Here is a 13,729-nt window from a genome sequence, read left to right as displayed (position 1 = left end):
AATGCATAGGTAGAAAAAGATTATATTTAAATCTTAATTCAATGGTTTATCAATTTCGGCAAAGCTGTACTTTTTGGCTTCGTTTTATTTACCTTTAACCATATTCAAATCTTTCTGATACAGGTTTTCACCATAATTTTTATTAAAATTCACTGATATTTTATCTTTAGGCCCTAGATTTTCATACAGTTTTATTCTAAGCTTTGCTTCTTCTAAAGGATCTTTTTTATACGGAAACGTTACCTTATATTTTTCAACCAGCTGTTTTTTAATACTAAATAATTTTTGATAATAAGGGGAATCCGGTAAATTCCGCTCATTTTTCTGCTTTTCCTTATATTGAATATAATCAGCCATTGGACAAATATTTGTATCCTTTATGGTAGGCTGGCCGCCTTTGCTGAGAAAATATTCAGTCATATCCAGATCATCCCTCACCACAGCATCCATTATATTATTTCCATTATAAGATATATTATTGATATCAGCTCCATTCTGAAGCAGATAATCTATCATTTTCCTTTCGGTATTCTCGTCTCCTCCCACCGTCAAGGCATCGGTTAATGGGGAATCTCCCAGGGCAGGATTAGGGTTGGCTTTATATTTAAAAAGCAATTGAAGCATCTCATAGTTGTTGAGGGCTACGGCATGATTCAAAGGTGATTCCAATCCTTCATTAGGCACTATGATATTAGGGTCGGCACCTAGTTCCAGAAGTTTATCCATTGCTTTAAGATCTTCAATAATAGAAGCGTACATGAGTAAAGTATACCCTGTATCTTCCTCTAGCTTATTAATATCCATATTTTTTTCTTTAATAAGCTGCTCCATGCCCTTAAGATCGCCATCAAACATTTTTTGGGCTGCTAATAATCCATCCCCTTTGAACATTCTAGAGGGAGGATATTGATTTCTATTTTCTTTTTTGCGCGATCTAAGGCTAAAATCTGAACAGGAAAAAAGTGTCATGATGGAAAATATTATTAAAATAATTGGTTTCATATTATATATTATTAGCTACAACATTTGTATTTATAGTCGCCAGCATAGCCTGAAATGCATCATTATACGCGCTATGTCCGCTTCCTATAGTTTTAAGGCCAAGTCCTTCATTGTCTTCAATATACCCGAAGATCTCATGCTGCTCTCCCAAAGCACGCGGAACGGCACCTGTAAGGCTGCCGAAAATTGCAAGCTTATTAAGGCCGGGTATTCTTGAAAAAGCTAATGTGGAAAGAAGGCCTTCCCTGTTATTTTGTAATCCGTTAAGAATATCATTACTTGTGCTATAATTCACAATATTGGAAGTTGACTTTACGGCTCCTTTCTTATCAAGATAATCCAGAGTATTACCATGTACTCCTCTAGTATTAAAGGTATAGCCAGGAAGTCCTGTATAATAAGAGGCCATTGCACTGTTTCCCCCGCCTAATGAATGCCCGGTAAATTTCACGTTGCCTCCTGTAGCATAATCCATTTTTTCAGCAAGCTTTCTCGTCTTTTCTATTTGAGGGGTATCAAAACCAAAAGCCTGCCCTCCATCTTCTATGAACCAGTCATGATAGAATTGCATACCTTTAGGCTCTGAGCCTCTAAATGCCACAAAATAATCTCCTGTTTCTTTGTTATAATATAAGGAAGAAAAGAAACCGTTATCTTTATTCGTATTAAAATCTTTACTAGTCAATGCCCCGGGTCCAAACAGCTTGTCTAATTCATTCTGATCATCAGTATTGATTCTCATATACCCATCTATATTGGTATTCTGTCCATTATTATCTTCATAAGAATCCTGTGCCATTCTGCTGGCAATAGAAGCTTCCTGTAATTGAACAACCGGTAAATGAAAAGTAATTTCCCCTCCTATAAAGCAATGTAAACTGGAGTTCTGTAGTAAAGGTTTTTTGTTTTCAATTTTTACTTTGGGATGTGTATTTTTCCAATCACTCCCTTTACACAAAAAGGAACATATATTCAGACAATCATCGATCAGCGCACTTCCAGCCCAGGCTGCAGCGGCCAAAACAAAAAGTCCGCCGGAAAAAGCAGCGGCAACAGCCACTCCGGCTAAGGCTCCGGCCATCATCATTTCAGGGCAGATAAAATTGTCTTTGAATCGGTCTTCTTCTGTGGCCATCATCTTAGATCCTTTCTTCAATTTTACCGAAGACTGGGAGCTGACTCCAATTCCTATAAGTCTTCTACCCTTACTGCAAATAAGCGGAGTATCCTGTGCTATATATAATTGGCTCATAATGATTATAGTTATTTATTATTTAATTTTATATGATACCTGCAGACATAAAACATCTTTTCATTCAATTCTTCCTTCACATGGAAGATGATTTCTGACAATACAGAATCCTGATTATACTTATATTCCCCTTCCGATGAATATTTATATTTCAAAGAACTCCCGAGAGTCCGCTGATACTTATCTTTATATATCGTTTCAAACTTCGGCTGATTATCTTCACCCTTACCTTCTAACTTTACGATATATCCTCCTTCTTCATCCTTAGAAATGTTGTATTGAGAACTGTATCTTAATTTTTCTCCGGGAAAAAGGGTAGACAAGGCAGTTCTTTCAGGAATTTCATCTACAAATCCACCGCCTCTGAAGGCAGGCAACGGATAAAACATAATCTGGTATAATAAATTCTGTTTAATATTGTGGTCTATACCGTTAAACTCTTTATCATAGATCTGTATAAAAGTTTCATAGCTCTCTTTGATCAGTTCATAAAAGTGCAAATCCTTTTTTATCTTACTCCATTTATTTAAAATATCATCTTTATTCGTGACTTCATTAACGCTTTTATCAGCATGTAAAGAGATCTCCAGTACATCTGTGGCCTTATTTATTTTTTCAAGAATTTCATAAAAAGGCTTCATTTGTGCATCTGCCTCAATATATTTCTGGGTAGAGGAATTGATTGTAATCTGATTGTATTCTCCCGGTAAGAGGGTCCAATCTTCTTCTATTTCGGTCTGATTGGCTTTCCCGTTTCCTAAAGTAAGATAAGATTTTATATTAATTTTATATTGTGCCTTTTTATACCAGGCGTATTTAAATCCTGATAAATCACCGTTATGCTCTTCACTGTTCATTTCAGCTGTCATGTCTAATCAATTTAAGAAGCAGTTACACCCTATTATTAATTAATATCTACATTACTTCCGGTAATAAATATATCTCCTGTCGCATTGATTGAGGTTACCGATTTACTGTGGATACTCAGATTATCCTGGGTTACCAGTAAAGCATTTTGTAATGCATTCATATCCAGCATTCCTTCTTTGGCAGAAATCGTAATCCCTTCTTTGGTTATGGTAATGGTGTTTTCGCCTACTTTTAGTTCAATTTTTGTTTTTCCTTCCAATGATATATTTCCTGAGGCATCCATTTTTAAAACGGAATTGGCTGCTTCCCCTTCTTTTCCTCCCACATTAATGGCACTGGTGCTGCCCGCATTTACCGTGTTATTGTTTCCTACATTTACCGTTTTATTATTATTAGCATTGGTGTGGGCATTTCCTGCCCCGTCAAATTTCATATTGGCACCCCCTTGATCCGTAAGGAAAACAGAACCTTCGCCATCATTTAATTCTAATTTATTTCCACTTCTGCTGCTTAAACTTTTTATAATATTATCAGCGCCTCCTCCCGATCCGATTCCACCATGGAACATTCCTCCCATCACAAATGGACGGTCCGGATGCTGATGAACAAAATTAACAATGACCTGATCGCCTACCTCCGGGATAGCCATAAATCCTCTGTTTTTACTCACTTTATCACTGCTCCCTGCATCCGGTGTCATCACCCGGATAAATTCTGATGTATCCGGTCCATTCTGCCAGTCGAACTGTATCCGAACCCTTCCCTGGTTCAGGGGATCCGTATTGGAAATTACTTTTGCAAACTGAGCTTCAGCTCTCGGAACTTCAAATTCAGGACGCGGGATAAAACCCGTATCTGCTGCAATTGCTTCAAATTTACCATCATAATACCCTCTGGCATCTACTTCATGAGTCACTTCAATGATCATTAGTTTTGTAAAATAAGAGGTTTCATTGGTTTCTGACTTACGCATTTCAATATCTGCGGTACATCCCGGATATAAAAAAGGAACGGTTGTAGTTCCTGAAGTAATAAAAACTTCCGAAGCTTTACTTCCGGCAGCCCCTTTCTGGGAGGCATCTATATCCATAAAAGACGACGCCTTGATTGGAGCAATCCTCAGAGAAGGAGTGGTAAAGGTCTTTTCTGATATTTCATAAGCTCGTCTTGCGATATCTGAGGTATGATTTATTTTTGAACTTCCGGCAATCAGTTTTTCATTTTTACTGCTGTTATAGCCGTAAAAGCTCGGGTTGACATGCTGTGCCTTCATTTTAATGGCAATATCACTTACACTGCTTCCATAGGTAAGTTTAACAGGTTTTTCCTGAGGCGGAAGTTTTCCGAAATGCAGTACTTCCCCGTCATAATAAAACTGTTCACCATAGGCTTCAGCCATTCTGGCAAGGTAATTATAATGGGTTTCTTCATATTGCGAACTGTAAGGAATATTTCCGTGCTGGGCATCTACCCTGAAATCAAATTTGCTTTGTCCAAGGCCTTCCCTGATAACCTGGTCAGCAATACTGTTAAGGCTGACCGGCTGGCTTCCTCCAAAACTTTGAATATGAGGGGCCGCATCTAAGAGTATTGTGGGGCTGTGTCCTTTAAGAACAATATTACCGAGACTCCCTTTTTCCTGGCTGAAACCTACTTCCGTAACAACTCCCACAAAATTACGCTCGGCTCCTTTTTCAACATCTTTATATTTGAAAACAACGGTAATTCTTTTACCCAGAAAATTCTGGGCTGTTGCCAAATTATGGTTTTCCGGGCTTCCTAAGGTATCATGAGCCAGTATCAGGCTGAATTCATGATGCTTACCCGCATTCTGTACCAGTTTGAAATGTTTGAAATGTTGAATGATCTGTCCTTCAATAATGACATCAAGTTTTACAACCCGGTTAATTCCCGCAATATAACTTTGAGGAATAGCTTCTGCATTATGTATTTTTGAAGTGGGCTGTTTTGCCCATACTTTTTGCTCTACAACAGAGGCATTATTGGAAACCAAAGCCTGGTTCATAAATGTATCTGCTCCCTGTATAGCGCTTGCACCCTGCTGCGCGGTTTTTGCTCCTTTTTTTATTTTCCCGTTTCCCTCATTCACTTTCTCTTCTGCCTTTTTAACGGTATTTTCTTTGACAGCATTTTGGGCTTGCTCTGTATCGTGGCTGATGTTCTTTTTAGAGCTTTCTATTTTAATTGTTTTATCATCTTGAAACATAATCTTTTGTGTTTAAGTTAAACCAATGTGGAATGAGCTGCTGAAAACTGAATCAGAAAATATCCAGACCTGTACTGTTATCCGGCTATGTTCTTTGAGATCTTTATTTGAAAAATGGAAAAACAGAACAGCATACCCTTACGAGTGCGCTGTCCTGTACCAATTTTATTTTACTAAGATGATGAGCTTATTGGCCCGATGAAGGCCATAATCCTGCGTACTGGGAAGTACCGTAATCGATAGTTTCAGCGCTTACTATAAAGCTGATCAGCATACTGTTGCTGTCGATAGCATCGAAGTCTACTTCATGTTGAATTACGTATCCGTTCTGCCAGTTTAAAGTGATTAATGTTCCTTCTTCGTGAGACTTGTTAAAAGTAACTTCCCCTGATGTAGGTTTATATTTTCCGTTTAGCAAGCTTTCTAAGATATCAGACTTTTCAGTAGCTTCTACTGTAAGTTTGATCAATGCATTGGAAGGATCTGATGCTACCCGTCCTGAAACGTCTGTAGATCTTGATACGCTGTAGTTAAGTTTTAACAGCTTTTGTCCTTCTCCTCCGTTGAATTTTAAGATTCCTCTTGAATTTCTTTCTGCCATGATGAGTAAATTTTAATCGTTAATAATATTTTGTGATTCAGTGATTGTACAGCAAATATAAAGGGTCTATTTTTCTAAAAAAAACTTTTGAAGATAAATCTGAAATTTTGTAGTAGTTCTACGATTTTATGTCGTAATTCTACGACAAAGGATTTAAAAATACAACACAATAATCTGAAAACAAAATACTTAGAACCAGTAAAAAATTACGGTTTAATTGTACATTTTACACACAAATGAGAAATATTAAGATTTTTTTATCAAAAATTAAGATGCTTTAACAAACGCAAAAATCCTGTATCCTGTAACAGAATATAGCATACAGGTTATTCTGAATAGCCCTTATTTTACACCAATATAGTCCATTTTAATTTTCTTCGGATTACCCCGGTTTATTTGAATCAGGATTTTTTGAAGAAAAACAAGGAGGCCACAGTGATTTTATATTCTTGGATTTTTTATCTTTCCAAGACCTATAAGATAAAAGCCCGTCCAAATACAATAGGCGGGCTTGCTAAATCAGTAGCTGTACTTTATGAATTCTAGGGATGGGAATTCCCTCCTTCTTTTATAGACCGTACCAATATTTTATTTTTTCTTAAAAGAAAATCAGGCATCAGATCTGTCGGAAGGTAAAAAGAACTTTCTCCTTTTTTCTGCAGCTCTTCTACGATTCCGGGGTTCCATGCAAGGATCCGGTCTACATCCACATTCAGTTCATCAGCAACAACCTTCAGATTAAATCCTGCGTTGATCTCTGTTTCTGAAAGGGCTGCATCTGTCACTTTCCTGTTTCCGGCTTCAAAGAAAACCTTATTGATTCTTGAAGAGTTATAGTTGTTTAAAACACTTTCCAGCTCTCCTGTTGCATAACATGCATTGAGATATTTTCTAACATGATTAACCGTTTCACCCGGAAGATATTTCGAAAATTCGTGGTACTGGGAAGACCCGGCAGCCTGCATCGCTTTTGCAATATTTCCTTCACCACAGTTGTAAGCGGCTACTACTGTTACCCAGTTATTGTATTTCCTGTAAAGATTTCCCAGCGAAATGACAGCTGTTTTTGTACTCTTATAAATATCAGTCCGGTTCTGCTCTGTAAGCCCATACTGATTGGCATGTGCTGTCATAAACTGCCATATTCCTACTGCCCCGGCTCCCGAAGTAATATTCTTGTTGAAATGAGACTCAATAAGCGCCAGGTTTCTCAAATGTTTTGGAAGTCCCTTCTGAAGAAGAAGCTGTTCTATAAATTCTACGAGATCTTTGTTCGCATTAATGATTCCCCTGTATTTTCTCACACTGCTTTCCGAAGTATCGGAAGCAGCCAGAAACTGACCGTTTACAAAAATGCCAGCTCCCAAAAGCAGTAAACCTGTAAAGATATTTCTGACAATAATTTTCATTTTACATCTATTTATAAGCAAAAAGCTAATTTGCAATTAGCTTTTTGCTCTTTTACTTTATCACTAATCTACTTTCCAGCTTAATTTTTCCTCTTCCTTATTCCAGTCCACATGAAGGGTCTGTCCGGATTTCACTTCTTCTCTTACAATCATTTTAGAGATCGGTCTTGCGAGCTGGGCACGGATCACTCCGGAAATCTGTCTCGCTCCGTATTTACTGCTGAATCCTCCTAAAGCAAGGTTTTTCACCGCCTCCCCGCTGATCTTTAAGGTCATACCCAATCTTGTCAGCGAAGTATGAAGAGATTTCAACTGGATATTGAAGATCCTTTCCGCAATAGATTCCGTAATCGGGGCAAAAGGAATAATTTCGGTGATCCTTGCTAAAAATTCAGGTCTGAATCTTCCTGAGTTCGACATGATCTGCATCAGCGAAGAGGATTCAGGTACTTTCCCTTCTTCAAACTGTTTTACAATTTCCTCACTTCCGATATTGGATGTAAATAAGATCAGTGCATTGCTGAAATCTCCTTCTTTACCAAGTTTGTCATGAACTTTTCCTTCATCCATAATCTGGAGGAACACGTCAAATACAGAATGGTGAGCTTTTTCAATCTCATCAAACAGGACCACCGTATACGGCTGCTGTCTTATTTTGTTAACCAGCATTCCTCCTTCCTCATATCCTACATATCCGGGAGGCGCTCCGTATAATAAGGCTGCTGAATGTTCTTCCTTAAATTCTGACATATCAAAACGTACCATTGCTTTTTCATCGTTGAACAGCAGTTCCGCCATTGATTTTGCCAGCTCTGTTTTACCGGTTCCCGTAGGCCCTAAAAGGAAGAATGATCCTATCGGCTGTCCCGGTTTATTCAATCCGCTTCGGTTTTCAACAATAGCATCGGAAAGGATTTTTAAAGCATGATCCTGGCCTACTACCCTGTTCATCAGAAGGGATTCCATATTCAGGAGTTTTTCTTTTTCCTGAGCCTGTATTTTCCCGATCGGGATATTGGTTTTAGCTGCCATTACAGCGGCGAGCTCAAGCCGGTCTACTTTTTCTCTTTTCTTGGCTGCATGCTGTAAAAGCTCTGCATAAGTATCTTCGATGATCTTCTGGATCTGGTCTACAGGCATTGAATTATCAATAGCCGGCTGCTCACTTAGCGAGCCCCATAAAATAGGACTTATTTTGTCTCTCAACAGGTTGTAGGTCCAGATCAGTTCATCTGCTTTATCTTTGCTGTCTGCATATTCTTCTTTTAAAATAGCCTCATAACTTGCTTTCCAGCTTTCCAGCTCTTTCTCTGAAAGTTCATCAAGCATTTTGATCGCTGCCATTGTCCTGTCCAGCAAATCAATGGCAGCATCAGGCAATTTTTTACCTTTTGCATATCTTTTGGCCAAACGTACACATTCCGGAAGGGCTGTTTTTTCCACTTCAATTCCATGGTGTTTTTTATAGCCTTCAAGAAGCACATCGATCATTTTTACACAGGTTTTTTCATCCGGCTCATTAACAGTCAGTACCTCAAAACGACGGTTAAAAGCCTGCTCCGGTTCAATAATCTTTCGGTATTCTTCCTGGGTAGTAGCACCGATCACGGTGATCTCGCCTCTTGCCAGTTCCGGCTTCAGAAGGTTCGCTACATTTCCAATACTTCCTTTCGGATCTAAGAGCGTGTGAATTTCATCAATAAAAAGAATAGCCTTTTCAATTTTCTTACACTCATTGATGACTTTTTTAAGGCGGTCTTCTATTTCCCCTTTGTAGGAGGTTCCTGCAAGTAGTGCTCCTGTATCCAGTTCTAAAAGAGTTCCGTTTTTAAGCATTTCAGGAACATTTCCTTTTGTAATTTCAATGGCAAAGCCTTCTACCAAAGCTGTTTTTCCTACGCCGGGTTCTCCGATTATAATTACATTCGGCTTGCTTCTCCGGCAAAGGATCTCCACCAGCATTCTAAGTTCTTTATCTCTTCCAATGATATTTTCAAGGTTGCCATTTCTTGCCTGTGCCGTTCTGTCTACACAATAGCTTTTAATAGATGGAAACGACGAATCTGTGAAGTCTGAACCGTTTGAAAACAGGGAAGCAAAATCTCCATTTTCAGAAACAGTGAAAGGAGTATCTTTTCTGTACAGATTAAAGATCTCATGTTCTCTCAATGGAAGTGATTTCAGCTGCTGAAGTGAAAAAACGACCTGAGGTTTAACCACAGCTGTCAGAATACAAATTGGTGTAATCTCATCCAGTCCTAATTTTAAACGGATATCATCTGCCTCCTCAATAAGAGCGTCTACGGCATCATCCTGGGCAACTTCATCCGGAAGATGGCTGGTTTTTGGATATTCTTCAATGCGGACATCTGCCCATTCATAAAAATAGCCTGGATCCTTATCTATACTTTTCAAAAATTCATTGAGCCCGATATCTTTATGCATTAAAGCCTGAAGAATATGAGGACCACCATAAGTAGCATTATAATTTTCCTTCGCTATCGACTGAGCAATATGAAATAGCTGTTTTACTGTTTCGTTGGTTACTAGTACTCCCATTTATAATTTTTCTTATATTAATATTGTGCATTTCGTTTTAAGACTGAAGTTCTCTTGGCGGAGAATCTGAAGTCACGATTTTTTATCTCCCTAAAATTAAATATTTTATTCTAAACGGGATAAAGATAATTAATTCTTCAATGAGAGAAGTAGCGATGTCGTTTTTTTAATTTTTAACCCGGTTTCTTACTGTCATATTCTTACCTTTTTTATAAGCGAAGATGATTTTTTTATACAATCTGAAAATATACCAGAACCGAACTTACCCGTTTCAATCCAATATAGACCTAAAACGATATGGCTGAAGGCTCTGTCAATTCACTATAGTTTTGTTTTTATAGCGTAGAACGGGTTAATTCGTTTTAATTTCAAAGGTAATATCCAAATATCATCAAATTCCTATCCTCATTCTAAAATAGGGTTACAGGCAAAAAAGACCGCCTTTTATTAGGACAGTCTTTTTTGTATGAATGTGTGATAATGTGTCAATTTTAGCTGCTTGGCCAAAGTCCTGCATACTGAGAAGTACCGTAGTCGATTGTTTCAGCGCTTATCACGAAACTGATCAGCATACTGTTGCTGTCGATAGCATCGAAGTCTACCTGGTGTTGGATAACATATCCGTTTTGCCAGTTCAAAGTAATCAATGTTCCTTCTTCGTGAGATTTGTTGAATGTAATTTCACCTACAGTAGGTTTGTACTTACCATTCAGTAAACTTTCAAGAATATCAGACTTTTCAGTAGCTTCTACTGTAACTTTGATTAACGCGTTAGAAGGATCTGATGCCACACGTCCGGATACATCGGTAGATCTGGATACGCTGTATTTCATTTTTAATAGCTTTTGCCCTTCTCCTCCATTGAATTTTAAGATTCCTCTCGAATTTCTTTCTGCCATGATTTGTAAATTTTAATCGTTAATAATATTTTGTGATTCGGTGATTGTTCAGCAAATATAGAGGGTCTTTTTCTCTAAAAAAAACTTTTGAATGCAAATCTGAAATTTTGTAGTAGTTCTACGATTTCATGTCGTAATTCTACGACATTAGATTTATCAGCATATCACTAACACCCTAAAATAAAGAAGTTTAGCTTATTTTCAGTTTTTAGGCCAAACGGTCATTTTACACTTAAATGAGAAATAAAATGGTTTTGAAAGCTCAAAATATAAAGTTTATGGTTCAAGATCCGGAGCATATTTTTTTCAGACCAATAAGGAATGTCCATTCTCTTGCTTGTCAATTTTTATTATGGGATATAGATTCAAAATTCGTAATCTGCGGTTTACCATTTAAAGTCATATAACCTGCTCCTCTCGTTCCCCATTCATTGGCAAAGAAAAAATCCAATAAAAAAAGCAGAAGGAGTACTTCTGCTTTATGATGATAAAAAATGAACGATTAATGTTTAGTATATTCCGGTTGTTCAGTCGGAAGCCTTGTCGGCGTAAAATACTCGTTAAGCCAGTAGAATGTCTGTCCGTTCTGCTGAATTTTCACGGCAGGATCATTTCTGTGGGCAAGCATTCTATCCGCTAAATCTTTATAGTGGCGGAAATAGTTTCTTACGGTTTCGTTAGGAACAATTTTAGACTTTTTCCAACCTTTTAATTTATATTTAGCCATCAGCTCTTCTTCTGAAAGATCAAATCCTGTGCTCATTCCAATGGCATAAGACATCGGCATTTCGTACAGCGCTCCTTTGTCCAGGAACTTTATAGTCGGATTGTATTTCTTCAGCAGTTTCACATATTCTTTAACGGCTCTTGCCTGATTAAAGTCTGCTCTTTCGGCTTCAGTATTTCTATATACCTCTGTGTAGAAAGCTTTTAAGTTGTCATATTCTGCTTCAGAGATCAGGATTCCCTTTTCTATTCCGGGGGTAAATTCTTTCAGATCTTTTGGAATATAACCTTTTACAAGGAACGGGCTTCCATAGTTGATCAGCTGTGCTGCAATTCCTGCAGAAACCGGGTTCGTAAGCCCCGGATACAGATATTTGTATTTTAAATCCACATCTGTTCTTCCGGCTCCTACTGAAGAGTGGAAGTAATCGTTAAGCGACTTATCAACAGTCTGGTTGTCTAAGGTAACCTGTGCAATCAGGCTGTCCACAGATCTTTTAAGGAATCCCGGAGTGGCTACATCTCCTTTTTTAGGGAAAATAACATAGCCCTGGGACATACTCTGTTTAGGATAATCCAGCGAAAAGAACCCGGCATCACTTTCTATTAAGCTGAAATTATTCTTCGTAAGAACATCATTCTGATTGATGATCTTTTGTTTTTTAAGCTCAGCAATATTTTTGGCCGTATTTGTCACTACATTTTCAGCCATCAATACAAAATCATTATAAGTATCTGAAGACCTGGCGCTTGTCTGGAACATGATCAGTCTTGCCTGAGCCTGGGTAAGAGAACTGATTACACTGTACATATTTCCGCTCTGGTTAGCAGAAGTTCCTACTGTTACGACAACATTTGTTTCATCCGGAACGTTTGAAAGGAGGTTTCCTGCTGCAGAAAGCGCCTCTCCTACCGGTTGATACCCACTATTACTGTTACAGTTCATTTCATTGGTCTTCTGATCAATAAATGAAGTGATTTTGCTGTAGTCCGTACTTAAATTTGAAATGGAAAGATTGTTTCCACAAGGATTATTCTTATATAAAACCACTCCATACTTCACCGTACTGAAATAAGATGGTTTCTCAAACCTAAGCTGTAAATCCTGTAATAATGATTTTACAATAGGTGCATACGGTGCATTTGGAGCACTTACATCCAGTGCGAAAACGATATTGATATTTTTATTTTTTTCTGTGATCTCTCTGTAACGGTCAAAATAAATAGGTTCTCCCAGAACATTGAAGACATAGTTTTTGCTGTAATCTAAAATGTTGGTAAAATATTTTGTTTTGACATCGGGAGTTGGAGCTTCCTCCAAAGCAAGATTTACCGGATAAATATTTTCCAGCGGTGTTCTTTTGTTTACATCCGTAAGAAGAATTGCTGTTTTATTTTCAGCATCCGATGCTGATCCTCCCGGATATCCTTCGTGAATTCCTAAAGCAGTATCATTAATTCCCGTTGTATTTTTCAGTTTGATCGCTGAACGTTCTCCCCATGCAGAAACCACATTGGAGCTTACCCATCCGTAAAGGCCTGTACTGATACTGTCTATATCTATGGAAGGCTTTTTACCAACCAGGAATCTTTTGTTATTTTCTGCCTGTTTGTAAACGTATACCATCTGGCCGTTAGGAATCTTCACATTGGCTGTTTCAATCAGACTTGGCGAATTAAACACCATAATAGAGTCGTTCTTGTAGTATCTTTCAGCACTTCGGATCACTTCACTGTTGTTAGGAACTACCGCTACTCTTACAGGATACCCTGTTTTCTCGCTTTTTAAGGAATTATTCCATAGCAGAAGGTCAGATTCTGGAATCCAGCCATATGTTTTGATTGACTTTGATGAAACTTTTTTCATTAAAGCATCCGGAACGTATTCTGCTACTTTTACCATTCCGTCTCTATGTTTTAGAACCATTAAAGGTTCGAGAAATTTAACTTCCTTATATGACTTTTCGTCATTTTTATCTAAATAGGCCGTATTTTTAGATCGGTCTGAAATCACGATCCATGGAACGGATTTTTTTGGATACCCGTTGACTACAGTTGAGTTATCTACCTTCCCGTACTGTGACGGTTCCGGCGTTTTCTTTGACGGAAGCTTTACCTGGCAACCCGTCAACAATACTGACAGTCCTATATAATATGCTGCTAGAGGAAATTTATTTTTCATCC

At 37.9% G+C, this 13,729-nt stretch carries 9 protein-coding genes; all 9 read right to left on the bottom strand.

Annotated features, from left to right (window positions below; all coding sequences use genetic code 11):
- Positions 1 to 84 precede the first annotated feature (84 nt).
- Positions 85 to 891: an ankyrin repeat domain-containing protein gene (locus tag MUW56_RS15770; RefSeq protein WP_292014076.1), complete on the bottom strand. Its 807-nt coding sequence runs from the start codon at positions 889 to 891 to the stop codon at positions 85 to 87.
- 112 nt (positions 892 to 1,003) lie between these two features.
- Positions 1,004 to 2,254, bottom strand: a complete 1,251-nt coding sequence (locus MUW56_RS15765; RefSeq protein ID WP_292014075.1) for a PAAR-like protein — start codon at positions 2,252 to 2,254, stop codon at positions 1,004 to 1,006.
- Between the two features lie 11 nt (positions 2,255 to 2,265).
- On the bottom strand, positions 2,266 to 3,123 hold the full coding sequence (locus MUW56_RS15760) for a hypothetical protein (RefSeq protein WP_292014074.1): 858 nt from the start codon (positions 3,121 to 3,123) through the stop codon (positions 2,266 to 2,268).
- A 35-nt stretch (positions 3,124 to 3,158) separates the two neighbouring features.
- Positions 3,159 to 5,351: a phage baseplate assembly protein V gene (locus tag MUW56_RS15755; protein WP_292014073.1), complete on the bottom strand. Its 2,193-nt coding sequence runs from the start codon at positions 5,349 to 5,351 to the stop codon at positions 3,159 to 3,161.
- 187 nt (positions 5,352 to 5,538) lie between these two features.
- A complete protein-coding gene (gene tssD, locus MUW56_RS15750) occupies positions 5,539 to 5,952 on the bottom strand; it encodes a type VI secretion system tube protein TssD (protein ID WP_292014072.1) in 414 nt (137 codons plus the stop codon).
- Positions 5,953 to 6,494: 542 nt separating this feature from the next.
- Positions 6,495 to 7,361, bottom strand: coding sequence for a lytic transglycosylase domain-containing protein (locus MUW56_RS15745; protein ID WP_292014071.1), 867 nt, complete (start codon positions 7,359 to 7,361; stop codon positions 6,495 to 6,497).
- A gap of 63 nt (positions 7,362 to 7,424) precedes the next feature.
- Complete coding sequence (locus tag MUW56_RS15740; protein WP_292014070.1) at positions 7,425 to 9,920, bottom strand: ATP-dependent Clp protease ATP-binding subunit; 2,496 nt, start codon at positions 9,918 to 9,920, stop codon at positions 7,425 to 7,427.
- A 491-nt stretch (positions 9,921 to 10,411) separates the two neighbouring features.
- Positions 10,412 to 10,819, bottom strand: coding sequence for a type VI secretion system tube protein TssD (gene tssD / locus MUW56_RS15735; protein WP_292014069.1), 408 nt, complete (start codon positions 10,817 to 10,819; stop codon positions 10,412 to 10,414).
- Positions 10,820 to 11,321: 502 nt separating this feature from the next.
- Positions 11,322 to 13,727, bottom strand: a complete 2,406-nt coding sequence (gene tssR, locus MUW56_RS15730) for a type VI secretion system protein TssR domain-containing protein (protein ID WP_292014068.1) — start codon at positions 13,725 to 13,727, stop codon at positions 11,322 to 11,324.
- Positions 13,728 to 13,729: the final 2 nt, after the last annotated feature.

Origin of the sequence: Chryseobacterium sp. (genome assembly GCF_022869225.1) — a bacterium.
GTDB lineage: Bacteria > Bacteroidota > Bacteroidia > Flavobacteriales > Weeksellaceae > Chryseobacterium.
The sequence above is the reverse complement of the archived record's forward strand: the minus strand, read 5'-3'. Positions and strand labels throughout refer to the sequence as shown.